The following is a 23,078-nucleotide window of genomic DNA, read 5'->3' as shown; positions in this document are numbered from 1 at the left end:
CTAAAGCTTTCATAGGTATTTGTGTACAAATTCACTTTTATATTGTGTCCTTGTGCTTATTTTCTCCAACCCTCAACAACAAAGTGCTAAAGTTGAAAGTGATTAGTGTAAAACACGCCTGAATTGGCAAATAAAAATTGAATTTTCGGCAAACCTGGTTTTTCAGAGTTTACGCGAAGCTCAATGTGAATTTACACTATTTCAATCATGATCAACTCATAGTTTACTACCCGAACCACCTGGCATGGGTTTTTGGAAAACCTGGTTTAGCACTTCTGATACCAACGCAGCACCTAAAACAACTCCAAGTGAAGAGTATACGATTGATGCTACTGGTAATTCCAGCAGCAACAGCGAAACTCCTCAAAAAGAAGTTCGCATAGTGTTCAGCACCGAACGCGAAATCGACCTCTACGAACTTGAAGAACTTTGTGATGCTGTCGGCTGGTCGCGCCGTCCTCTGCGAAAAGTAAAGAAAGCCATTGAACATAGTTTTCTGGTTGCCTCAATGTGGCAAGTCAGAGGAAATCAACGGCGGCTTATTGGCTTCGCACGGGCCACTTCTGACCACGCGTTTAACGCAACAATTTGGGATGTAGTAGTTCACCCAGACTTTCAAGGTAAAGGCATGGGCAAAGCTTTGATGAAATATATGCTCAAAAAACTTAGAAGCGAAGAAATCAGCAACGTCACGCTTTTTGCTGACCCCCATGTTGTAGACTTCTATCGTGGTATGGGTTTTATGACAGATCCTGAAGGAATTAAAGGTATGTTCTGGTACCCTCAGTAACTGCTAGCGGAATTATTTGGCAATCAGAACATCAAGTGCTTGAAAATCATTTTTTTGGTACGCAGATGATGCTGGCTGGTAATTGTAAAAGTGTTCCCAATACGGCTCGGTTTAGCAAAAATGGCTATTAGCGGTTAGCTTTTAGCTATTGGCTTTTATAGTCAATAGCATATAAATGATTAAGTGTTATTCTTACCCTTTCCTTCCTAACCGAACCGCATTGGTAATATTTCAATAAATATTTCAATAAATAAATGTTCCAAAATCCGTCATTGCGTAAAGCCCTCCTTGGGAACCTACCCGAATGGCATATAATAAGTGCCTACGATTCCCTTGATGCAGTGACATCTGGGCATTTTTTAGCTGGAGTTCTTTAGCTACGGCAGTTTGGGGGAAATTGGCAAATCCTGATTAATTTTTGAAAGACCTATATTAGATGGCATTTTTCGGATGCATGGGTAGCGAAAGCAAAAATTAGTTGTTCAAACTATTATTTCTAGTGTATGATGACTAATGTAGCGTCAAAACTAGCCATTCCGGGATGTAGCGCAGCTTGGTAGCGCGCCTGCTTTGGGAGCAGGATGCCGCAGGTTCGAATCCTGTCATCCCGATATATTTAATGTTTTTTCAGATTTTTAGAGGATTTTTAGAAAATTTAAAAAGTCTTCTCGGCAGTTAGCAAGGTTCATCAGAATTTCGCTAACTTTTACTGTGAGCATCAGATTACAGCTTTTCCCATTTTCCCAAGATCTCATTCATCAGAAAAAACAGATATTTTGATATAATCTATTAGAAAATTAAAATTTAGGTAAATTTAAGGAAATTAAAGGGAATTTAAGTAAACTTTAACAAATTTTTCAGTGGGATTTAGCTTTCGCTAATTTACATATCTTTGTAGGTAAGTTACAACTAGCAATAAAGTTATTGTTGATAAATTGTCACCTAGGGCATAAATTACTGTGCTTATGGTGAGTAAAAAATGAAAATTTTCTTCTAGTAGGTTTAGACACACTTATAGTTTGAAGCTGAGGAACGATTAATGTTTAAGTTCCGTCGAATATATTGGGAAAGACAATAGAATGGCATTTAACAATTGTCGTAAGTCGAGAAAGCTTCGGCTTATGGCATCGTGGTTCAGCAGTAAGCATCTACAGAAATTCAGCGTCTGTGAGCAAATGTAGTACAAACAATTGGTTGAAGCCAAGACAAGTAACAGTATTTAATTGTTATGTACTCATGAAAAAAGTTTCAACTTAGTTGAAGTATTAAGGTTAGGAGAAGTCATGAAATCATTGGTTCGTTGGGGCACGACAGTTGGTGTGGTAGGAAGTACTCTGGCAGCAACATTATTAAGTGGAGTTGTACCTGTAGTAGCATTGCCCGAACAGCAAATTAAAGCCAAATTAGATGAAATTCCGGTATGGTTGATTACTAATGGTCAAGGTTCACCATTGAGTCGCCAGCTACCTGATAATCAAGGGAAAAAAGGTGGTTCGATGACTCTTGTGTACATGAGTCGTCAAGAAGCACAAAAATCGATTAAAGAGTTGCAAAGTATCAAAGACAAAGATCCTAAAAAGGTGGAAATGTTTAAGAGTTTGCAAGCAACAACTGTATCTTTGGGTACTATTTATCAAAAATTGCAACAAACTAAAAATCAACCCGATAAGTTGTTTTTCTCATTTAAACCTGATGATAATGAGATTAAAGGTGCAACTGAGTTGATGCGTGCAAATGGACAGGATGTGAAACAGTTAAGAAGTATACCCACATTCTTAGTTAGATTTGCTCCTGGTAAGAGTTATGTTCCTATTCAGTTGGGTGATAAAAAAGAGTATATCCCAGTTTTTACCAGCAAAAAAGATGCTGATGCGTTGTTAAATCAAGTTAAGCCTAGTTCTCCCACAGCTAGTATTGAAGTGGTGGATGTAGATAGGATTTTGCAAACTTTGCAGCAGAAAAACGACAAGGGACTTGAACAGATAGTTTTCTTCCCATCTCCAGAAGCGCGGGAATATATTCGTCAAGTTTCTAATAATTCCGCACCAAAAGCACCTACTGCTGCACCACCAAAGAAGTAGGGAGTTAGAAGTTGTAGAATGCAGGAGATGAAGATTGTTTGGTTTCTGTGCATTCTCAGTTTCAAGGTTATGTAGTTGATCAATCTTGATTGCTAACCCCACCGTCTAGATTACATATTGCACTGTCAATGGTAGCTTCGGAGAGTGTAACTTGTGTTAGCAGGCTAAAAAAGCTGAACTTTCGTTTTACTGATAAGATTAGGTGTTTATTGAAAACGAAAAAAACACAGTGTTAGCACTTTGGTGTAATATCTAATTAAAAATGGGAGTAGTATCTGGTTTCAGACTTTGGGAGTGGCGAAATGTGGCGATAGAGAGTGCGATCGCATCTGACATTCCACCCGCAGAAATAGATTGGTTGCTACTGGAGGTGACTGAATTAGATCGTTTAGCTTTGCGGTTGGAATCCTTTAAAAACCAACCTCAAATTGAATTACAGCTACCTTTTGAAGACTTGGAGCTGTTGTGGAAAAAACGATTAACTGAACGTTTACCAGTTCAGTACATAACGGGAATCACACCATGGCGGCAATTTAGGCTCAGAGTTTCCCCTGCGGTGCTGATTCCTCGACCAGAAACAGAATTTTTAATTGATTTAGCTGTAGAGAGGGTAAAGCTTTATCCTGGGTTAAATCAAGGGAATTGGGTTGATTTGGGTACAGGTAGCGGTGCGATCGCATTAGGGTTGGCGGGTGCTTTCCCTGGTGCGATTTTTCATGCTGTAGATGTGAGTTCTGATGCGTTAGCGATCGCACAACAGAATGCGCGAGATCATCAACTGGAACACCGAATTAAATTTTACCAAGGTTCTTGGTGGGAACCCTTAGTTGATCTCAAGGGAAAAATAACCGCTATGGTATCCAATCCCCCATATATCCCTACTGAGACGGTATTAACCTTGCAGCCGGAAGTTGTCAATCATGAACCACATTTAGCACTAGATGGGGGTATTGATGGTTTAGATGATATCCGTCATTTAGTAGAGATGGCACCCACTTACCTAGAAGATGGTGGTTTGTGGATGGTGGAAATGATGCAAGGACAGGCTGAGGCAATTTACCGTTTATTAGAAACTCAAGGTAGTTATGAGAACATCGAAATTCGTCAGGATTTAGCGGGGATTGAGCGTTACGCGATCGCTAACAAGAAGTACAGTTGATTTAACTATAATCGACTGTACATTTTGTATATCTTGATTTTTTAAAAATCTGACCGCTTTCTTTCGCTAGAATCCCATACCTTGCGTCGGGCATTTAATCCATCCAGCCCCTGCTTAATCCAGTTGATACACTGATAGGTAGAGCTAAATACTTTTGGTGCGGCAATATTATTTAAAGATTCTGGTGGATAGTGATCATAATAATATCTGTCGCCCTCTTGTAAAATCAGGATTAAATTATTTCGATAGATGTATCGTGATTGAAAAAAATCTTCCTTGCTAACAAATTCTAAATTACTATCCAAATACTCTTTTGCAATATCAATTATATTTTCGATACTACTGCCGTAGATACCACCAGGGTTTTCCGATTTGTGTAATTGGCTACGGTGTTGAATTTCGGACAATAATTTATAGGAGTAAATATTGTAACCATCAATTTTTTGAAAGATGAAAGGAATGATGAGATACCCTTGATATGAAACCGAGCTTTCATAAAGTAGACGACTCATGTAATTCTCCTTAACTGAATGCTAAAAGCGATAACAAGCTAGCCGAGTCCAAACACTAAATATCACACTTGACAAACAGTATCCAATTAATTGTGTTTGAACTCATACACATCGCTCTCCGAGAAATTCTGGATGAATGATTTGCGACACAAATAGATTTGTTAAAGATACTAATTTTTCAAGGGAGATAATTCTAATATTCCTTATTTCAAACTATCATGCTTTTGGAAGTAATAGCCGAGTGGTTTCCCCCTCCATTTAAGACTTAGTTTTGATTTATTTGCCATGTAAATTATCTATAGGAAGTTGTGGTATGAGAGCTTTTTTCTGGTAAAGAGAATTTGAGCCTGTGTCGGCAGGCTATTCGATGGTAAGCTTCTAATTTTTTAGTATGTGGGACGTTGGAATGCAATTTGCTGTATTTAATATGCGTGTGATTTGCCTAAGATGGGAAAGCCTAGCTGAATAATGGTTGGCAGTAGTTTATATTCCAGATAATTAGTGATTCTGGGCAACTAGCGATCGCATATTGAGTCCAGCAGATGATAATACAAGGGAAGATCATTCCTAATAATTCTCAATAAATCTCTTATGACTGGTGACACACAGATTAATACCCAAACAAATACAGCATCAGGTTCGCGTATCAGAAATTTTTTAATTGCGATGGTTGCAATTGTCCTGAGTGCAGCTTTATTTATCGGTTTACGAACCCAAACCAGTACCACAACTCTAGCTGAACTAGATCGACAATCCACACCATATGATATTGCCCTAACAAACGGGAAACCTTCCCTTGTGGAATTTTATGCCAACTGGTGTACTGTCTGCCAGAAAATGGTACCCGATATTGCCACCTTAGAAAAAGAGTACGGAAACAAAATTAACTTTGTTATGCTCAACGTTGATAACACCAAGTGGTTGCCTGAGATGCTGCGTTATCGTGTGGATGGAATTCCCCACTTTGTTTTTCTAAATCAAAAAGGAGAAGCACTAGCAGAGACAATCGGAGATCAACCCAGAACAATTATGGCAAGTAATCTCCAAGCACTAATATCAGGTTCTTCCCTTCCTTATGCTCAAAATAAAGGTGAAATATCCAAATTTTCGGCACCAGTGACAACACCAAATAACCAAGAAGATCCTCGTAGTCACGGCAACCAAGTTGTAAATTCAGTGACTTCCCAATAAAAACCCATTCCCCTCTTTAACGCATACCAGGATTAGTTACCGGAGGAGGAAGCCAAGGATTACTACCATTAAATCGCACATCTCCATCTAAACGACTGTGAAAAGTAAACAAGACAGATGAAGCACCACCCTGCTGTATTAGTCCCATCACATTAATCCTCCAACCAGGAACAGGGGTTTTTGCACAAGCTGGTTTATTAATGGTTATACCTAAGCAAGTATCATCCCAAGTCACCTGATCAACCCAATGAACATTAAAAGTATTCGGTGATTTGCCAGTTTGTGCAACCGCAGCTTTTATCGCTGCATCAATAAGGGTAGGGGGTATACTTTTGAAAGCATCCAAGTCAAATCCATTACGAGTGACATAGTACACCCACTTTTGCCCTAGGGATGAAACTTGCACTTTCCAACCAAATGCATTAATCATGACAGGAGCTGCTCCCTGTATTGGTTGAGACGGACCATCCCCACCACGATAACTCGACCATTGCAAAGCTTGTATTTGATCAACTTTCCAAGCATTGCGCTGAGTTTGGGAGCGTTTAGCGGCATCTGACAAGATATCTATGGTTGTTTTTTTAGGTAAATTCCCCACACTCGCAACTAAATCTAATTCCAGGATCTTCCCATCTAAATCGCTGCGATATACCCATTGTGAAGGCTCCATAAAACCTGGTTTATCATTCTTCAAGGTAATCAACCATCCCAGAGTTTTTGTGGAATTACAACGCTTACCAGTTGTGGAAAGTTCCAAACAGTTACTTTTCCATACCCTTGGTTCAACAGATGTAACTTTGAACTTTCCTCCTTGCTGTGCGCTTAATGAAGTAGAGTTATTAATTACTTTTTGCTTAATATCTTTAGGCAAGCTTTCTAACCAATTAACACGAAAATTATTGTGTTTAACTTCAGGTACAAAAGCATGATACAACCAACGCTGCTTCCCTCCGACAACAGTTACAACCCAACCCGGTAATCCAACTGCGTTACATCCTTCATTCGGTAATGGCAGGCTCAAACAACTATCAAATGTTCCTTTATCTGTCTTGACAATCCGCACATCTGCAAGTTTCAGATTCAACCGTTTCGCCATATCTTGACGAATATTCACACTGATGCTGTTGGGTATATTGGGGACTGTGCGTGTCCATGAAGATGGCACTTGAGATAATTTGGTTTGAGTAGAAGCTAAAATATTTTGATCAGAATTAATAACTATTGTTAAGCAACCTAGCATTGCCAAAATAGTAGTTTTAGATTTCATAGAAAATATTGATAAGTTATGATGCGGATGACGCACGCTTGATCAACTTGGTTGCAAGTTTCAGGTAAGTTTGTGAAGCTAGACATGTTTTGACTACTACCTCACACAGATTTTCCCGTTGGATACTTATCGAATGCGCTTTCCTTTCTGCTTTAACGGCTAACATGAGGTATTTACGGGGATGCATAAAATCAAAAAGATACCCCTATCAGTAAATAAGCTTTGTTTTCCACCTAGCAACCACAAAAAACTCAACTTAGATAAGAGGCAATAGTATGTTTGATCGTACTCAATCAAATAATCTAGATCCCGAAATAGAACTGTCAGAAGCATCTTTAGATGAATCGATAGTCGAATTATCAGACGACGAACTAGATGAAGTATCTGGTGGGCGATCGCGTATGTTTAATAGAGGAAGAGGATTCAAAAAGTTTTTCTTCCAACAAACAGAAATACGTAGCAGAGGTAGAACAGAAGTTCATGGTGCAAACGGTGCTTCCGCATTGCAAGAAGCTGAGTATTTCCTATCGCAAACTACGATTTCTTTTGAGCGTTAGATGGGTCAATTAGGGTGCAAATATCTGTCATCGGAATATTTTTTTCAATCAAAATAATTGTTTTTTTATTACTTGTTATGCTCAAAATGCTTACTTGGGAATAAATATAGTTTTTAAGCTTGAATTTTTGAACTTTGGGATAAAATCAAGATTAGAACTACCCAAAAGCATTGCGATTAAAAAGAAAAGACAAATCCCGAATTTTTGTGTAAGGTTTAGCATAACACTTACAGAAGAGCAAAACACAGCATTTTACAAGTATATGAGATCTACCTCTCCCCAACTTTCCCCTTAGCCAGGGGAGAGTGCATAATAGCATGGGCGAGGTATTTTTGTAGGTCATAAAGTTAAAGTCTGCTGTAATTCCCTTTCTATTATGAAAGGGATTATTTTTTATGATAAATTCGACTTTTTAGCTTTAGCAAAATCAACAGCATTATTTATTTTTACAGCAAAGATCATTCTTTAACCTTTGCAGCCTCCATTTTCCAAATTTTTTCTAGTAATTCGACGTTAGAAAGTCTTTGAGATTTTGACTTGTATTTTGCAACTTGAAATAATTCACAAATAAGTGCTAACAAAAGTAATAAAACTGATAATCCAATCAAGTAATCAGGTACAGACAGTGAGCGTAAATCTGGAAATGTTGAACTTTGCGTTTGCTCAGTGGTGGTGACATTTTCTGTCTGAGGATGCAGATTTTCAGCAGCGAGGATTTCAATAAGTTCCATGGTCGAAGATTCCTGTGAAAATAAGTAGTAGCTTCATTCGATTTGTATCTTATCTATTCCATAGGGTGTATAACGAAAATTTTATGCATTTTTTCACGCTTATTTACAATTGACAGGTGTGGGGTTAGACCACTCTCAATTAAGAAATGTAAATCAATATTTTAAACCTCGTCTATCTTGAGAACTGTAGTTTTCCATCAAAACTTTGAGTAGGCGTAGCCAGCCCTACGGGCTTATGCTAGTCTTCGACAAGCCGCTTTGCGTCTACCTTACGTCGCAATGACGCATTTGAATAGCTCAAAAAACTCCGGGTTTCATCATGGACGAGGTTTAGTCGATGAGGGCGAACATTTGTTCGCGCTACCGTATGTCGTATTCTTTTTTTCAATTGATATAAAAAGTAAGTTCTACACCCATTCCCAAGCCTGTGGAGGCGGGCTTTGTCCCTATGGAGTACCCTTGTAAGGTATTGTGGTGGTGTTGTCTAAAAACTGCTGTAAATGGCAAAATTTAATGCCATTAATAACGCTGTCACTGTTCCCATGACAGAAATTTCACCTTGATTAATTTTATCTAATACTTGATCAACCGGAATCAAGATAATTTTTATTTCTTCTGTCACATCTAGCTTTCTTGTACCTAGCTGAACTGCATTTTTGGCGAAAAATAGATGGGTTTTATTTGTATCTTTACTTGGTCGGTCGTATAGGGTTGCAATTTTTTGAATGTCTTGGACTATATATCCTGTTTCTTCTTCCAATTCTCGCAAAGCTGCCTCTTCTGAGCTTTCTTGTTCTGGGTTAAAAGTTCCTGCTGGTAGTTCAATAAAAAAATCATCTATTGCATGACGATACTGTTGAACAAAGATGATTTCTTGGTTTTCTGTGATTGCCAAAACTAGAGCAACATCTGGCTTAATATGAACAAAAAAATCATCAATGATTGTACCATTTGGTAGCTGAATTTCATCCTGACGAACTTTACACCAATTATGGTTTAAGACCATCTCTGATTTTAATGTTGTCCATTTTTTAAGTTTATTCATAGATATAAGCTGTTAAGCGCCTAATTTGTATATCTAAAGCGGGCAAGACTTCGCCGTGAGCGCTCAGTCCTGACCTCCGGTACACTTCGTTCCGACAGGCTCAGGAACCATCGAACGCTGCCCGCACCACAAAGGTTATAATTTTTGAATTTATAGGATTTAGCTGCGTAGCAGCTGAGGACTCATGTTTGATTTATGAAACACGCCCTCTTCCAGATTTTTGTGTGTTAGGGCGTTTTGGGAGTCGGATGACCCCAAAAGCTGTCCGTAGGGTATCCCCATCTCAAAACACCCCTACTGCCCACTGCCTACTGCCTTCTTTAACCGCCAACAGTCCACCATGCGATCGCGTATTCTTGTTGAGGCTGATTAAGTTGTTGACGGTATTGAACACGAATTTTATATTTACCTGCTTTAGGGACTGGACAAAAAATATGTTCTGTGCTGTCAACGTCGCTATCAGATGCACAGATGGTAGTTGTACCAGTTTCCGAAACTAAGAATAAGTCGAGATTATTCAGACCGCGATCGCTAAAACTTTCCCCAGAGTCATACTGTTGATTATTGTTTTTATCATTCAGTTCTACAAACCGATCCCAAGCTAGGGTGACGGAAACAAAACTATTAGCCTTTAAAGATTTCGACAGGGAATAATCTACTGTTTTCCCAGCTTCCACTGTCCCATAGTCCCATCCTAAAGTGGGTACAGGTTGATTGGCTTGCCATTGTCCGGCGCTAAATTGTTGATAAGCGCGGGATGCATTTAGGTGTCCTGCCCCCATTTGAGCATGTAAAGGGATTTTTGAACTTTTGTAAGCATCAGAAGTTAACCAATCTTGATTACTTTTATCAATGATTGTCCTTGTCATTCCCAAACGCAAACCATTTCCAGCATCTTGGATTTTGTCGGTGGAATTGAGTAAAACAGCCTTCATAACTTCATGACGACGGGAAGCAGTATTCCAATTTGGTTGTTTTTTGCGTAACATGCGATCGCCAAATTCCTGCAACAGGGCAATGGTACCCACCACATGAGGTGCTGCAAAGCTTGTACCTGTAACTTTGTTTACCTTACCATCGGGATTGAGTAAGCGAATATTGCTACCGGGAGCCAAAACACTAATACCACGTCGGGAACCCAAATTTAATTCTTTCCCAGCTAATCTGGTTGCTGTACCTGGACTAATGGCAGCTAAGTTAGAAACGTCAACTTTATCAAAAATGCCATTACGACGGGAAGAAAAAGCCACATTGATGGCATTATAGTTATCGGTAGGAATGGGGATACCACCCTTTCCTTGGTTTCCTGCGATCGCATACACAACATTATGTACTCGGCTCGACCAATCCACACATAATGTCAACAATGCATTGCCATCCAAAGTCGCATCTGGACGTGGATCTCGATTTAAAGGTTCACCAAAACTAAAATTAATTGCCCGAACATCACCACCATTTTGTAATGCTATGTGCTGTGCCGACAAACATTCTTCTGGTTGTGCCTGAGTTTTGGTAGAACCAACTGCCGAAGAATACAATTTTGCATTGGGGGCAATTCCTGGAAAAGCTTTATCTCTTCCCACCATCACACCTGCAACATTATAAGCATGTGGGTCTACAGCATTATTCGACTTTGCTGGACCATTGCGTAAAAAAACCCCGGCAACTGAGACTGCACGGTTTTTAGACACAGATTTATCAATTCCAAACTTACCTGGACGACCAATTTCCACCTGACCAATGGCAATTTTCTGACCACTCAAATTATAAGGAGCTTTTTGAAATTTCAGGACATCAATACCTTTATTACCCAAAGAACTCTCAAATACCAAAGCTAGTGCTGGGATACTCACCAACGAAGCACTTAATCCCAAAATTATCGAAGTTAGTTTTTTTGCCATTGTTTGAATAATTATTTGGTTTAAAAATAAGAATATGTCGTCACAGGTGGCTTTCGTAGCACCTACATATAACAGCTATTTGTACAAGTGATTATATAACTCCCTATCCTTTCAGGAAATCCATCAAGTATTTTCAATTCCCGATCCCACATTCCCCATGTACGATAAAATTAATTAAGAAGTGTGAGAAATATCTTACATTTTGTTACAATGCATACAGATTTAAGATCCTTTTAGAACATCACTAGCCATGACCCAAACATCTTCCAAGAAGCCCATTGTAATCTCTCCATCAATTTTGTCGGCTGATTTCAGTCGTTTAGGTGAAGAAGTTCGCGCTGTTGATGAAGCAGGAGCAGACTGGATTCACGTTGATGTTATGGATGGTCGCTTTGTACCTAATATAACCATAGGTCCTCTGGTAGTGGAAGCGATTCGCCCAGTAACAAAGAAAATTCTGGATGTCCATTTGATGATTGTGGAACCAGAAAAATATGTTGCTGATTTCGCTAAAGCAGGTGCTGATATCATCTCAGTACATTGTGAGCATAATGCTTCTCCTCATTTACACCGTACTCTTGGTTTAATTAGAGAACTTGGTAAACAAGCCGGTGTTGTTCTTAATCCCGGAACACCTTTAAGTTTGATTGAGAATGTTCTCGATTTATGCGACCTAGTTTTAATTATGAGTGTTAACCCCGGTTTCGGTGGTCAAAGCTTCATCCCCACTGTAGTTCCAAAAATTCGCCAGTTGCGTCAAATGTGTGACGAACGTGGTTTAGATCCCTGGATTGAAGTTGATGGGGGATTGAAAGCTAATAACACTTGGCAAGTTTTGGAAGCTGGTGCTAACGCAATTGTTGCAGGTTCTGCTGTCTACAACACACCTGACTATAAAGAGGCAATCCACGCAATTCGTAACAGCAAGCGTCCTGTACCCGAATTAGCCAAAGTTTAATTAAATTAGACTTAAATTCAAATTCTCCCCACCCCCTCTATAGGGTCTACGGTGTAGACACATCTCTGTACAAAATCAAAATCGTCGTAGATCCCCCTAGCTCTTTCAGAGCGGCTTCGCCAAGAAAAAGGGGGACTTTGAGAGGCGTTCTGCCCACCGTAGCCCTCTCCAGGCTGGGAAGTTTCGTGGGGAAAATTAAAACCTACCGAGGTTAACACGAATACCAGAGTCGAGTTTAGGGACTTCAAAATATTTAATTCGTTCAGTTGCTGGAATTGGTAGTTCGTCTGCTAGTGAGCGGCATTCTCGAAAAAATGAGGCTGGATTTTGCACTAGTTCTAGTGGGTTAATTTTGCCACATTCTTGATCACGGATTAGTGAAATAGGTTCTTGTGTCTGCTGAAAGTTAAATGTGCCGTTGTTTGAATTATCCCATTCACTAGAAATGCTTGCTGGTTCGGTAGATAATATACCAGCTTCTCGACTTTCGATAGTAAGATTATTGGCATTGGGAATATCGACTTCGTTGCCATAAGCTGGAACTATGCATAAAATCGATAAAACTGCATTAGCAGCAATGAGCTTGGAAGTACTCATAACCAACGGTAGAATTCGGGCAAGGTGTTTCATGTTTAAACCTATGATTCTCAGGATGTACTGGGTTAGATGATTCCTAAATTTTCTTCCCTATTTACAGTATTTTGCAGGTACATGAGGTACACCCCTCTCCAACCCTTACCAAGGGAAGGATGCGCGATAGCTTAGGCTGTTTTTGTACCTCACAAATTTCAAATCTGCTGTAATTATTTTGATCTACCGAGTCAGTTAATGGGTATTAAATAAGTTAAAACAGAAAAAAGATTCGGAACGCAACCGTGAAAAAACGAGTAACTCTAACTTTTCCGAAACGTGCTGTGCAAATGCCTGTTACTTACAGATTGGCTAAAGAATTTAATGTGGCAGCAAATATTATTCGTGCCCAAGTTGCCCCAAATCAAATTGGTAAGCTAGTGGTAGAGTTATCAGGAGATATCGACCAATTAGATGCAGCTATTGAGTGGATGCGATCGCAACAGATAAATGTGTCCCTAACAATGGGGGAAATTGTCATTGATGAGGATTTGTGTGTTCATTGTGGTTTATGCACTGGAGTCTGTCCGACTGAAGCTTTAACTCTCAACAGCGAAACCTATAGATTAAACTTTACGCGATCGCGTTGCATTGTCTGTGAGCAATGTATCCCCACATGTCCACTTCAAGCTATTTCCACTAATCTTTAACTGTCTCCAAGCGTAGGGCTAATGGAACTTGTGGGTATCGTGTACAACTTGATACAAAATTTTTATTAAATTCCAAGACGATAGAGACGTAACAATGCTACGTCTCTACGAGGTTCTTAATAAATTAAGGCTTTACAGTTTACAAATCAGGGGGGAGGATCACGTTATCAATTACGTGAATTACACCGTTGCTGGCTTTAACGTCAGCTTGAACCACTTTGGCATCATTTACTGTCACACCAGTGGCAGGATCAACTTTGACATTAATTGCTCCACCTTCGGAGCTTTTAACTTCACCAGATTTCAAATCAGATGAAAGAACCTGACCTCCAACTACGTGGTAGGTAAGGATTTTAACCAAGACTTCTTTGTTTTCTGGTTTAAGCAAGTCTGCAAGCGCATCTTTAGGTAGTTTGGCAAATGCAGCATCAGTAGGTGCGAAGACAGTAAAGGGCCCGTTTCCTTCCAAAGTTTCGGTTAATCCCGCAGCTTTAAGGGCTTTGGTTAAGGTTTTAAAAGAACCATTAGCTTCAGCTGTTGCTACTATGTTCTTCCCTTGAGAGTTGCCTTCAGATGATGGACTTGGTGATTTAGGTGTGGGTGCTGCTTCTGGTGCGGGTGCGGGTATTGCTTCGGGTGCAGGTGTAGGTGTTACTTCTGGTGCAGGTGTTGAACTTCCAGATGTTTCTTTACAAGCACTACGATTGTAGGGACATTCTTGGAGAATTTTGGGGGAATCGTTGAGTGTGCGTTTTTGCGCTATCTGACCCTTCTTTTTGGCTGCTTTTGGGGCTTCTGCTGTTGGTTGAGCAGGTTGATATTGAACATTAATTAGAACTCGCTCAGTCCGGTTGTAAGGGGATTGAGTGAAAATACTTGGACTGGGGTTGAGTTTTTCCTGAGCATGAGTAGGGGAACCACTCAGAAGACCAATACCTGCAACTCCAGCGATAGCAGCTAATTTGGTCAGAAAATTGCTGTTGTTAACTCTCATAATATGGTAATTTGCCTATTTTTTCCACACACTACATAGAAGATTTATAACACTTTTTCGTGCATAAAATCTCACTTGGTAAATATGATTTCTATTCTAAAATTGTGCTGATTAATAATACTGAATTTCTCATCAATCATCTGCACTGAGATTTATATGCTATGTAAACGTATGATTTGAGACTCAAGAATCTGACATTAGGATTTTTGATACGTACTATATCTGAGGTAGTTAATCAATCCTAGATTCAATTATTTTGCTTGGACATGATTATCGATAGTTATTTAGCACCTATTTAACACTTGTAAATCTTAGTCAAATAATATACATTTTGCGATTTATTTAGATTATCAACCCTCCAGAGAGGTATATTTCGAGTAGAGAGCAGGTAAAACTTGTAACTACAAAAATTTAAAACAAGTAAAATCTAGATAAAATTAGAAAGTATACATAAGAGGCAAATCAGAATGTTGGAATTATACCAATTTGAACTTTCACAGTACTCTGAAAAAGTACGTTTAATTCTAGACTACAAGGGTCTTGATTACCGTAAAATTGAAGTCACACCAGGAATTGGTCAAGTTGATTTGTTTCGATTGACAGGACAAAGACAGGTACCTGTTCTGAAAGATGGAAGTAAGTATATTACAGATTCTACGGATATAGCTAAGTACTTAGATACACAATATCCTGAGCGCCCAATATTACCAGTTGATAGTAAGCGTCGGGGTTTAACCTTAATGATGGAAGAATGGGCTGACGAATCCATCGGAGTTAAGGGAAGAAAGGCTTTATTTTCAGCTATTAGTAAAGATCAAAGTTTCCGAAAATCCCTGTTACCCAATACTGCACCGGACATATTTAGAAGCTTGATTGAAGGTGTTCCCAATGATGTGTTTAAGGTTTTGGGTTTTGGAGTCGGTTATAGTCCGGAAGCTGTGAGTAGCGCGATCGCTGATCTCAAACAAGACCTAGAAGCTGTATGCTTGATTCTAGAAAGCAGTCCCTATTTAACTGGTGATGAGATAACTTTAGCCGATTTGAGCCTAGCTAGCTTATCGATATTACTCAAATTCCCTGAAGGTGACTATTTAGACATTCCCTATGCACTCAAAGGTAAAGGTGTCCCTGGATTGGCTGATAATCCCGCTTATGCCCCATTCTTTGCATGGCGCGATCGCATTTACCTACAATACCGCAGAACTTCGTTTGGTAGATCCACATCTAGTACTGTAGATAAACCAACTTCGATCCAAATTGAGTAAGCTACATGATGGATAAGTAGGTGGGTGTTGAAAATTGTCATCATAACAAGGCAGTAGGCAATAGGGATCAGATTTTAATTGCCACAAGCTGAAACCCTTGTTAGGGACTTCCAACAAAATAATTCCCCAATAGATGCATTGCTGGAACAGGCTTCTAGCCTGTTTAATGCAGGCTAGAAGCTCGCACCACATGAGGATTTTTTAAATTGGAAGTCCCTTATTACGTTGCAAAAAACTTCACCTTAACAGGGGTAGTCCAAGCTATACAGGAGTTACGCAATGACTACGAATTTACATCATTGCGACGTAAGGCAGGCGCAATGACGGATTTGAATCGTTAAAAAACTCCAGGTTTCATTATGGACGAAGTTTAAAGGGTTTTTACTTGAGCATTAAGGCGACTTCCTTGGCAAAATAAGTCAAAATCAAATCAGCACCTGCTCGTTTCATACTTGTCAAGGTTTCTAAAACCAGTTTTTTCTCATCAATCCAACCTTGAGCAGCGGCAGCCTTAATCATGGCATATTCTCCACTAACGTTATATGCTGCCACAGGTAAATTAGTATAGTCCTTAACTTGGCGAATAATATCCAGATAAGCTAAGGCTGGTTTCACCATGACAATATCTGCACCTTCAGCAATATCCAAAGCAACTTCCTTAATTGCCTCCCTAGAATTTGCTGCATCCATCTGATAAGTCTTTTTATCTCCAAACTTCGGTGCTGAATCCAAAGCATCCCGAAACGGTCCATAATAGGCAGAGGCGTATTTTGCTGAATATGCTAGAATTCGCACATCTGTGTACCCTTCTGCGTCTAATGCTTGACGGATTGCGCCAATTCTACCGTCCATCATATCCGAAGGTGCCACCATATCAGAGCCAGCAGCAGCTTGAGAAATCGCCATTTTTACCAATATTTCCACAGTTGGATCATTGAGAATCACACCTTGCTCATCAATGATGCCATCATGACCATGAGTAGTAAAAGGGTCAAGGGCAATATCGGTAATTACGAGTATTTCCGGGACATTTTCCTTGATAGCTCTAACTGTACGCTGCACTAATCCATCTGGGTTGTAGCTTTCCGTACCTAAATCATCCTTACGAGATTCTGGGATGACAGGGAATAACGCGATCGCATTAATTCCCAAAGCATATATTTCAGCTATTTCTTTGAGCAACAAATCCAAAGTATACCGAAAACATCCCGGCATAGATAATATTTCTACCTTTTGTGCTTCTCCTTCCATCACAAACATGGGATAAATTAAATCATCCACAGTTAGGTGGTTTTCCCGCACCATCCTCCGGATAGCAGCACTACTCCGCAGACGACGGGGACGCTGAATTGGTGTTGGGGATGAAGTTTCACTTACAGTCAAATTTTCTGATGACATGGGATTTGACAAATTAGATATTAAATAATGATAATCGTTATTAAACACTATTTTTGCCCCACAACCTAAACTTGGGATTTTCCTGGTGAAACCTTCAACTTACTTTGGAACCCCTTGCTACTTCCATAAAGTACAGTCTTGAACTCCACATGATTTACATCAGGATTGTAAAGTACATAACTTGCCTCTCCAGGTATCCTTCCCACACTTCCCACTCCCACAACTTGACGAGGAGAAACACTCACTACCTCCCCAGATAGATTTTCATCAAGAGTCGTCAAACCAGAAGTAATAGAACCACCCTGCAACTCATACAAAAAACTTAAACCAGAACGACCACAAAACAAATTATTTGCCTGCATCCGCATCAACCTATCTAACATCTGAATCGGTGGAGTTTGTGGAGTTAGTTCATCACTTACAGAAACGGTAGAACCATGAATCAACAAACAATCCAACTCAAAAAAGCCAAAATCCATCATACTCAACCAGCGTACCGTCTCACGCGGCACATAATCCCACAATAACTTTACTGTCTCCAACCCATACTTTTCAATCAACTCCGTTGGTTCACCCCCGCCAGTGACACCATGTAAAATTAAACACTGTTCCTCCCACCACCCCTTACAAACTAGAGGTTCCAACTCTCCCCCACGGGGTTTACGCACCCTCTCCACCAACTGCTGACATTCGGGAGTAGCCCCCACCAAATCACCAATAATATAAATAGCCTCAACATCACGATGCCGCTTAACATCAGCAACAACCGACTCATAAGCCGCCAAATTACCCTCAACCCCGCTTAGAATCGCCCACTTCATACTCTAATCTCCTCCCTCTTGACTCTCATAAAATTCTCTCTGCGTTTCTCTGCGATTCCCTACCCTGCGGGAAGCCGCAAAAGCTCCTAATGCGTCCTTTGCGTTAAAATATTCCCCTTCCTGCTTACCTCGTACAAACATGAGTTGGATCATCAGCACGTTCAGCAAACTCCAAACCACGGGCTAAACGCCAAGCAAAAATCTCCGGCAAACCCTTCTCAATGATTGCAGCACAAGTCTTTTGATAGTTATAGGGAACTTCCCGCAAATCTACCACTTGGGTCTCAGTATCATAAATCACATAAGTCGCGTTTGGTCGTCCATGTCTTGGTTCACCCACCGAACCCACATTAATAATCCGCTTCAAAGGTGCATTAAAACTCTGATCGTCGCTTCCCAAAACACCTTTTACCCGCACTTTCAAATTACCATCAGTTAAATTTCGTACATATGGTACGTGAGTATGCCCACAAAAAAGCACATCTGCACCTGTGGAAAGTACCCGCTCCAACGCCACAAAAGCGTCTAATTCTGGTAATAAATATTCGTGATTACTGTGGGGACTACCATGGACAAAAGCTAAATTTCCCTCTTGGAAAATGTCAGGCAACTGGGTTAAAAATTCCCGATTTTCGGGATAAATCTCCTTATCTGTCCATTCGTGGGCGAGTTTTCCTCTTTTTTCTGCCAAAAGAGAAGGAAACCCACATTCACAAGAATTTAAACCTTCAACAATATCCTCATCCCAGCAACCTGCGACGCTGGGAATGTCCAAAGAGCGAATTTGAGCAACTACTGCATTTGGGTAGGGACCATATCCCACCAAATCACCCAAGCAATAGATTTTTTCGGCTTTTTGCTGGTCGATATCTAATAACACTGCGTCCAAAGCTTCATAATTACTATGAATACAAGACATTACAGCTATTTTCATTGTGTCATCCCTTCGGCTAAAATCTGTTTAACTTGTTGTTGATATTGTAAAATCATGGCATCCGGCAAACAGCAATCTGATAAAGTTTGTGCCAAAGCTGCTTGATTCAAAGATGTTCCGACAACTTCTAAACCACTAAACCGTTTTGGTCTTCCTTCTAAATAACGGGGAAAATCTAATTCGAGAAAACTCGCTGATGGGATACCCATAACATAATCAGCATAGATTGAACGACCATCATTGACATCAAAAATTCCTTTGGCACGGATCACTTCTCCATAGGCATGATGAGTAATTTCATACCAAAATTCCTGTAAGCTATCCTCATCAATTACTTGTCCAATGGTTGGCACGCGCCAGATTTGAGCTTGAGTTTGGTAAGTATCAATTTTCATCCCCTTCACGATTTCATCTGCCCAAGAATGCCACTCAGAATCCTGGAGATTGGGGGGTAAAACTGCTACTTTTTGGTGTGGAAAGTTTGCTAGTAATTGGGCTGTAGCGTTTAGTTCTAAGTAAAATCCTAACTCGATATAAACAAAGTCTGCTGATTCTAATTGCTTGACAAAATCACTTTCTTGCCCGTCCTGAAAAACTTTGATTGTAGGAAAGTCCGACTCTAAACGTTTTTGATCGATGGGGACAGTTCCTGTTCCTGGACTAAAATACAGTATCTTCTGATTAGATGAGTTGTATCTATCGTAGTTGGTGGATAATTGCTGATAAATCCAATTAGTTTTACCAGAACCTACTGTTCCTGCAACAACTATAATTTTTGACACACCCATAGAATTTTAATAATTAACAAATAATGATAATCGTTATATAATAGACTATATATTTGGGAGATTACAAATTTTTATTAGTTTTAAACAACTTGCCTTCTATCGTAGTAGTTCCAGGATGATGATTAGGCATTTGCCTTTGGTATGACATTTCCTGAGCTAGTACATGAAGGCAGAAGGAATAAAGCCAATAAAACATGCTTTCCGCTTATTTTAAATGGTTGGTTCATTTATGCCGTGCTGTAAGTAGGCTGTTGACTTATGTTTTTACTCGAAACCAACGCCGAATCAACTCGACTTGGAAACGATAACCTCCGCTAGCTTCCTCAATTAATTCCCGTTGCATAAGTAATCTCACAGTACTTTGCCATACTTGAGGAAAATGTTGTTCTATTGTTTGTTGACTAACGATTGCCCCCTCTCCCTGTGTGGCAATTAACTTTAAAATCTCTCTTTGGATTGTATCTATTTGGTTATTTTGGATATCAGCAAAAAAGAAAGCACCCGTACCCAAGGCTTCGGGAATTGCGGCTTCCACATCTGATAAAGTTGCTAATCTTCTTACAGAGGGGTCTTGTTCGTTTTTATAAGCTACGATTTCGGCACAAATTAGTTGGACTAAGAAGGGGTGACAGCGAGTAATTTGTAATACTCTTTCTACTGCGTTTGGTTCGTAGCGTAGGGTAAAATCTTTAACTGGACGCTCGATTAATTGCCGTGCTTCGTTTTCCTTCAGGTAGGAAATATGAACAACTTGAACGTTAATCAGGTAACTTGCCCAGCGTTGATATTCTTCGATTGTGTGGGAACCTGCCAGCATCAGCTTGAACTTGGGGCGATGTTGAATTAGGTGACGCAGCATTCCCAAAACATCTTGTTCATCGAAGCGTCCTCTGGAAATTGCACTGTCGAGTACCTCGAATTCATCCAGCATTAGCAAAGCGGTATTTTCTGCTAATGCAGTTTCTACCTCATCTAGCCATTCATCAAACTGCGTGAAGGGATCATCTCTGAGGGTTTCGCGGGTGAGAGGTGGTAGATTGACAGCTTTTTTTTTGGCTGAGGTGATCATTCCTCTGGCGAGGTTGTAAAGAAAACCTGTGTAGTCGCTGGCTGATGAGGGTGCGCCTTGTAAGTCAACAAATAGGGGAATAATGGAACTGGGTAAAAGCTTTCCCAGGTTGTTGAGGAGGGAAGTTTTGCCCATACGGCGCTGTCCGTAAAGGAGTAAGGGAGGGCGACGACGATCTAAAATTAATTGTTCGATGCGGGTTCCGATGTCATCGCGTCCGGCGAAAATTTCTTGCTCTTGGGTAAGGGGAACAGCGAGAATGTAGGGTGAGTCGATTTCTTGGCGAAGTTCAGTTTGTTGGGCTAGTTCTGTTATGTATTTACTGATAATTTCCCGCCAACTTTGGGCAATGGGATAAAAACGGGGAGCATATTTATTATCACTGCGAGTCAGTTCGGGAATTTGTGCTTCCAAGCGATCTGTGACAGATTTGAGAACTAGACGCTGGTTGTAATTGCTATTTTGCTTTAATCCGCTTTGGATGTCTTTGCTGATACGTTTGAAAATACGTAAAATACTATTAACTGGGCTTTCTGATGCTTCAATTTCTAATCTTGGCGCAACTTCGGCAATATTATTCACATTTTGACAACCTTCCAACATTTGTGCATCAAGTTCAATTTGCACCGCTTGTACAGCCCAGCGTTGGCGAGTTACCGCCAGATATTTAATTGCGGCTTTTCCTTCCTCTGGATTACGGTTGATAACCAGCAATAAATGCTTATCTAGTTCTGGAAATGGGATATACGACCATTCATCCCAAAATGCTGGATATAAGCTTAGTAAACTGGGTTTTTTGTAAGTAAGTCCTTGCTGGAGGCGGTATAGCCAGAAATTCCAGGTTATTAGCAATGGGTGAAATATAAATGGTCGCCACGAATGAATAGTTAATCCCACGCCGACCGCCATGCCGACCGCCACGCCTTCCGCCATGCCGTAAGCCACGCCAAAAGCCCCGCCTTCCGCCATGCCAAAAGCCACGCCGACCACCACGCCAATCACCACGCCAATCACCACGCCGACCGCCATGCCGTAAGCCACGCCGACCACCACGCCGAAAGCCACGCCTCCCACCACGCCGTAAGCCACGCCGACTGCCACGCCTCCCACCATGCCGTAAGCCACGCCGACCACGCCTTCCGCTACGCCTCCCACCACGCCGACCACCATGCCGTAAGCCACGCCGACCGCTACGCAGACCGTCACAAAATCAATTACTAGCTCTGGCGACATACCAAATGCAATTAGGATAAGAGTAACTGCTAGTCGTGTAACTATTGTCAGCAAAACAGGTAAAAGCACAAAACCTTGGAATAGAAATTTCCAAAGTGCAGCTTTTTTGAGTATGTTGCGATTACTTCGCAGTATTCCAATCAGTGAGGTATTACTGTCAAGAATTGGATCTATGCGCTTGAGGTGATTGCGCCATGCGGTGGGGCGAAAGAACATCCAAAATAGTAATTGCAAACTACCAAGGATGAGATTTGGGTGTTGTTCGGGTGCGTGGGTGTAGATTTTGGTGTAGTCAATGGGCGTGGTCATGCAATTTTAGATTATTAGCGATGCTCGTTTGTTAAACTTGAATTGGGTCATCACTTGGTGGATGTCGTCCAATTTCTTTATCAGCAGCACGAATATTAATGATTCGTTCTCGATTAAATGCTAATGTTGCAACTGTTACTCGTCCAGTTGCTGTTAAAGCAATGATCCTTAATGCATCTGCCGACCAAATAAAGTGTTCTTCCCAGTAATCAATTCGAGGGTTAAATAAAACAACTTCTGCACCTGTTGCCTCTTCAATAACAATGACTTTATCTGATTTTTGACGGTTGCAGTGAAAACAGGCTAAAGCAAAATTTTCAATTGAGTTTACACCTCCTTTATTTAAAGGAATCACATGGTCAACAGTAAAGGGTACGTACTGCCATTTTTCCGATGCATGGCAATATTCACACAGATATTTGGCACGTTGACGAACTTTATTTTGAGTTGCTTCGCTAATATAACGATTAACAGACAAATTCAGAATTCTCCTTATTCCCCAATCGAAGCATTTCTAATCAGCCGATTAACTAAGCTGAGATAATCATCTAATTCTTCATATCGATCAAATTCTTTTTCTTCCTCGTTTGTCAGAGACGTATCTTTTTGTCTATTTAGCAATGTTTCGATTCGTTGTTGCACAAAGCTGGAAGCGCGAAATATTGGTATTCCTTCGACTAACTCAATCCGAATTGCATTATCTAGGGGTAAACTACCGGGTAAATGTTCCAGTTTAATAGGTAAATTTGTAGTCATAGGTTATGTTTCTCCTGCAAAGTGGTTCTAGTTTGATGA

At 40.3% G+C, this 23,078-nt stretch carries 23 protein-coding genes and 1 tRNA gene; 10 read left to right on the top strand and 14 right to left on the bottom strand.

The window, feature by feature from the left end:
* Window positions 1-244: 244 nt before the first annotated feature.
* The 4 genes from CAL6303_RS23285 to prmC all read left to right on the top strand — a co-directional run bounded on the left by CAL6303_RS23285 (window position 245) and on the right by prmC (window position 4,030).
* The gene (locus CAL6303_RS23285; protein WP_015200285.1) at window positions 245-790 is read left to right on the top strand and encodes a GNAT family N-acetyltransferase; all 546 of its coding nucleotides are present in this window, start codon (window positions 245-247) and stop codon (window positions 788-790) included.
* Window positions 791-1,327: 537 nt separating this feature from the next.
* Window positions 1,328-1,401: transfer RNA gene (locus tag CAL6303_RS23280), tRNA-Pro, on the top strand.
* 672 nt (window positions 1,402-2,073) lie between these two features.
* The gene (locus tag CAL6303_RS23275) at window positions 2,074-2,871 is read left to right on the top strand and encodes a Tic22 family protein (protein WP_015200284.1); all 798 of its coding nucleotides are present in this window, start codon (window positions 2,074-2,076) and stop codon (window positions 2,869-2,871) included.
* 262 nt (window positions 2,872-3,133) lie between these two features.
* Window positions 3,134-4,030 (top strand): peptide chain release factor N(5)-glutamine methyltransferase, encoded by an 897-nt coding sequence (gene prmC / locus CAL6303_RS23270; protein WP_015200283.1) that lies wholly within the window; start codon window positions 3,134-3,136, stop codon window positions 4,028-4,030.
* 41 nt (window positions 4,031-4,071) lie between these two features.
* Here the strand turns inward: prmC and CAL6303_RS23265 are convergent, their stop codons facing one another.
* On the bottom strand, window positions 4,072-4,542 hold the full coding sequence (locus CAL6303_RS23265) for a hypothetical protein (RefSeq protein ID WP_015200282.1): 471 nt from the start codon (window positions 4,540-4,542) through the stop codon (window positions 4,072-4,074).
* A gap of 591 nt (window positions 4,543-5,133) precedes the next feature.
* Between CAL6303_RS23265 and CAL6303_RS23260 the strand changes: the two genes are divergently transcribed.
* Window positions 5,134-5,733, top strand: a complete 600-nt coding sequence (locus CAL6303_RS23260; protein WP_015200281.1) for a thioredoxin family protein — start codon at window positions 5,134-5,136, stop codon at window positions 5,731-5,733.
* A 16-nt stretch (window positions 5,734-5,749) separates the two neighbouring features.
* Here CAL6303_RS23260 and CAL6303_RS23255 read toward each other — a convergent pair whose 3' ends face one another.
* Complete coding sequence (locus CAL6303_RS23255; RefSeq protein ID WP_015200280.1) at window positions 5,750-7,000, bottom strand: hypothetical protein; 1,251 nt, start codon at window positions 6,998-7,000, stop codon at window positions 5,750-5,752.
* Between the two features lie 275 nt (window positions 7,001-7,275).
* On the opposite strand from CAL6303_RS23255, the gene CAL6303_RS23250 reads away from it, so the two are divergent.
* Window positions 7,276-7,557, top strand: coding sequence for a hypothetical protein (locus tag CAL6303_RS23250; RefSeq protein WP_015200279.1), 282 nt, complete (start codon window positions 7,276-7,278; stop codon window positions 7,555-7,557).
* A gap of 458 nt (window positions 7,558-8,015) precedes the next feature.
* Here CAL6303_RS23250 and CAL6303_RS23245 read toward each other — a convergent pair whose 3' ends face one another.
* The 3 genes from CAL6303_RS23245 to CAL6303_RS23235 all read right to left on the bottom strand — a co-directional run bounded on the left by CAL6303_RS23245 (window position 8,016) and on the right by CAL6303_RS23235 (window position 11,234).
* Window positions 8,016-8,288 carry a hypothetical protein gene (locus tag CAL6303_RS23245; RefSeq protein WP_015200278.1) on the bottom strand — a complete coding sequence of 91 codons (273 nt, stop codon included), beginning with the start codon at window positions 8,286-8,288 and terminating at the stop codon, window positions 8,016-8,018.
* 484 nt (window positions 8,289-8,772) lie between these two features.
* Entirely contained in the window at window positions 8,773-9,333 is a 561-nt protein-coding gene (locus tag CAL6303_RS23240; RefSeq protein ID WP_015200277.1) for an NUDIX hydrolase, read from the bottom strand.
* Window positions 9,334-9,653: 320 nt separating this feature from the next.
* A complete protein-coding gene (locus CAL6303_RS23235) occupies window positions 9,654-11,234 on the bottom strand; it encodes a S8 family serine peptidase (protein ID WP_015200276.1) in 1,581 nt (526 codons plus the stop codon).
* Between the two features lie 250 nt (window positions 11,235-11,484).
* Here CAL6303_RS23235 and rpe point away from each other — a divergent pair, with 250 nt between their 5' ends.
* The gene (gene rpe, locus CAL6303_RS23230) at window positions 11,485-12,192 is read left to right on the top strand and encodes a ribulose-phosphate 3-epimerase (protein ID WP_015200275.1); all 708 of its coding nucleotides are present in this window, start codon (window positions 11,485-11,487) and stop codon (window positions 12,190-12,192) included.
* Window positions 12,193-12,387: 195 nt separating this feature from the next.
* Here rpe and CAL6303_RS23225 read toward each other — a convergent pair whose 3' ends face one another.
* Complete coding sequence (locus CAL6303_RS23225) at window positions 12,388-12,822, bottom strand: hypothetical protein (protein ID WP_015200274.1); 435 nt, start codon at window positions 12,820-12,822, stop codon at window positions 12,388-12,390.
* Between the two features lie 245 nt (window positions 12,823-13,067).
* On the opposite strand from CAL6303_RS23225, the gene CAL6303_RS23220 reads away from it, so the two are divergent.
* Window positions 13,068-13,472 carry an NIL domain-containing protein gene (locus tag CAL6303_RS23220; protein ID WP_015200273.1) on the top strand — a complete coding sequence of 135 codons (405 nt, stop codon included), beginning with the start codon at window positions 13,068-13,070 and terminating at the stop codon, window positions 13,470-13,472.
* 139 nt (window positions 13,473-13,611) lie between these two features.
* Here CAL6303_RS23220 and CAL6303_RS23215 read toward each other — a convergent pair whose 3' ends face one another.
* Entirely contained in the window at window positions 13,612-14,466 is an 855-nt protein-coding gene (locus CAL6303_RS23215; protein ID WP_015200272.1) for a fasciclin domain-containing protein, read from the bottom strand.
* Window positions 14,467-14,933: 467 nt separating this feature from the next.
* Between CAL6303_RS23215 and CAL6303_RS23210 the strand changes: the two genes are divergently transcribed.
* Window positions 14,934-15,731, top strand: a complete 798-nt coding sequence (locus tag CAL6303_RS23210) for a glutathione S-transferase family protein (protein WP_015200271.1) — start codon at window positions 14,934-14,936, stop codon at window positions 15,729-15,731.
* Between the two features lie 206 nt (window positions 15,732-15,937).
* The gene (locus tag CAL6303_RS31560; RefSeq protein WP_255348435.1) at window positions 15,938-16,072 is read left to right on the top strand and encodes a hypothetical protein; all 135 of its coding nucleotides are present in this window, start codon (window positions 15,938-15,940) and stop codon (window positions 16,070-16,072) included.
* Between the two features lie 40 nt (window positions 16,073-16,112).
* Here CAL6303_RS31560 and hemB read toward each other — a convergent pair whose 3' ends face one another.
* From hemB to CAL6303_RS23175, 7 genes are all read right to left on the bottom strand, one after another.
* Window positions 16,113-17,129 (bottom strand): porphobilinogen synthase, encoded by a 1,017-nt coding sequence (gene hemB, locus CAL6303_RS23205; RefSeq protein WP_015200270.1) that lies wholly within the window; start codon window positions 17,127-17,129, stop codon window positions 16,113-16,115.
* A gap of 65 nt (window positions 17,130-17,194) precedes the next feature.
* Window positions 17,195-17,950: a hypothetical protein gene (locus tag CAL6303_RS23200; RefSeq protein WP_015200269.1), complete on the bottom strand. Its 756-nt coding sequence runs from the start codon at window positions 17,948-17,950 to the stop codon at window positions 17,195-17,197.
* Between the two features lie 124 nt (window positions 17,951-18,074).
* Window positions 18,075-18,884, bottom strand: a complete 810-nt coding sequence (locus CAL6303_RS23195) for a metallophosphoesterase family protein (RefSeq protein WP_015200268.1) — start codon at window positions 18,882-18,884, stop codon at window positions 18,075-18,077.
* A complete protein-coding gene (locus CAL6303_RS23190) occupies window positions 18,881-19,672 on the bottom strand; it encodes a GTP-binding protein (protein ID WP_015200267.1) in 792 nt (263 codons plus the stop codon). Before CAL6303_RS23190 ends, CAL6303_RS23195 begins: the two co-directional genes overlap by 4 nt.
* 256 nt (window positions 19,673-19,928) lie before the next feature.
* Entirely contained in the window at window positions 19,929-22,283 is a 2,355-nt protein-coding gene (locus CAL6303_RS23185) for an AAA family ATPase (protein ID WP_015200266.1), read from the bottom strand.
* A 31-nt stretch (window positions 22,284-22,314) separates the two neighbouring features.
* Complete coding sequence (locus CAL6303_RS23180; protein ID WP_015200265.1) at window positions 22,315-22,761, bottom strand: HNH endonuclease; 447 nt, start codon at window positions 22,759-22,761, stop codon at window positions 22,315-22,317.
* 14 nt (window positions 22,762-22,775) lie between these two features.
* Window positions 22,776-23,039, bottom strand: a complete 264-nt coding sequence (locus tag CAL6303_RS23175; protein WP_015200264.1) for a hypothetical protein — start codon at window positions 23,037-23,039, stop codon at window positions 22,776-22,778.
* Window positions 23,040-23,078: the final 39 nt, after the last annotated feature.

The organism is Calothrix sp. PCC 6303 (genome assembly GCF_000317435.1).
GTDB lineage: Bacteria > Cyanobacteriota > Cyanobacteriia > Cyanobacteriales > Nostocaceae > PCC-6303.
Note: the sequence above shows the minus strand (reverse complement) of the source record. Positions and strands in the feature narration are given on the sequence as shown.

What these genes read in the sequence shown, in the direction of transcription:
- CAL6303_RS23285 (WP_015200285.1), top strand. Translation starts at nt 245, where the DNA reads ATGGGTTTTTGGAAAACCTGGTTTAGCACTTCTGATACCAACGCAGCA.
- CAL6303_RS23275 (WP_015200284.1), top strand. Translation starts at nt 2,074, where the DNA reads ATGAAATCATTGGTTCGTTGGGGCACGACAGTTGGTGTGGTAGGAAGT.
- prmC (WP_015200283.1), top strand. Translation starts at nt 3,134, where the DNA reads ATGGGAGTAGTATCTGGTTTCAGACTTTGGGAGTGGCGAAATGTGGCG.
- CAL6303_RS23265 (WP_015200282.1), bottom strand. Translation starts at nt 4,542, where the DNA reads ATGAGTCGTCTACTTTATGAAAGCTCGGTTTCATATCAAGGGTATCTC.
- CAL6303_RS23260 (WP_015200281.1), top strand. Translation starts at nt 5,134, where the DNA reads ATGACTGGTGACACACAGATTAATACCCAAACAAATACAGCATCAGGT.
- CAL6303_RS23255 (WP_015200280.1), bottom strand. Translation starts at nt 7,000, where the DNA reads ATGAAATCTAAAACTACTATTTTGGCAATGCTAGGTTGCTTAACAATA.
- CAL6303_RS23250 (WP_015200279.1), top strand. Translation starts at nt 7,276, where the DNA reads ATGTTTGATCGTACTCAATCAAATAATCTAGATCCCGAAATAGAACTG.
- CAL6303_RS23245 (WP_015200278.1), bottom strand. Translation starts at nt 8,288, where the DNA reads ATGGAACTTATTGAAATCCTCGCTGCTGAAAATCTGCATCCTCAGACA.
- CAL6303_RS23240 (WP_015200277.1), bottom strand. Translation starts at nt 9,333, where the DNA reads ATGAATAAACTTAAAAAATGGACAACATTAAAATCAGAGATGGTCTTA.
- CAL6303_RS23235 (WP_015200276.1), bottom strand. Translation starts at nt 11,234, where the DNA reads ATGGCAAAAAAACTAACTTCGATAATTTTGGGATTAAGTGCTTCGTTG.
- rpe (WP_015200275.1), top strand. Translation starts at nt 11,485, where the DNA reads ATGACCCAAACATCTTCCAAGAAGCCCATTGTAATCTCTCCATCAATT.
- CAL6303_RS23225 (WP_015200274.1), bottom strand. Translation starts at nt 12,822, where the DNA reads ATGAAACACCTTGCCCGAATTCTACCGTTGGTTATGAGTACTTCCAAG.
- CAL6303_RS23215 (WP_015200272.1), bottom strand. Translation starts at nt 14,466, where the DNA reads ATGAGAGTTAACAACAGCAATTTTCTGACCAAATTAGCTGCTATCGCT.
- CAL6303_RS23210 (WP_015200271.1), top strand. Translation starts at nt 14,934, where the DNA reads ATGTTGGAATTATACCAATTTGAACTTTCACAGTACTCTGAAAAAGTA.
- hemB (WP_015200270.1), bottom strand. Translation starts at nt 17,129, where the DNA reads ATGTCATCAGAAAATTTGACTGTAAGTGAAACTTCATCCCCAACACCA.
- CAL6303_RS23200 (WP_015200269.1), bottom strand. Translation starts at nt 17,950, where the DNA reads ATGAAGTGGGCGATTCTAAGCGGGGTTGAGGGTAATTTGGCGGCTTAT.
- CAL6303_RS23195 (WP_015200268.1), bottom strand. Translation starts at nt 18,884, where the DNA reads ATGAAAATAGCTGTAATGTCTTGTATTCATAGTAATTATGAAGCTTTG.
- CAL6303_RS23190 (WP_015200267.1), bottom strand. Translation starts at nt 19,672, where the DNA reads ATGGGTGTGTCAAAAATTATAGTTGTTGCAGGAACAGTAGGTTCTGGT.
- CAL6303_RS23185 (WP_015200266.1), bottom strand. Translation starts at nt 22,283, where the DNA reads ATGACCACGCCCATTGACTACACCAAAATCTACACCCACGCACCCGAA.
- CAL6303_RS23175 (WP_015200264.1), bottom strand. Translation starts at nt 23,039, where the DNA reads ATGACTACAAATTTACCTATTAAACTGGAACATTTACCCGGTAGTTTA.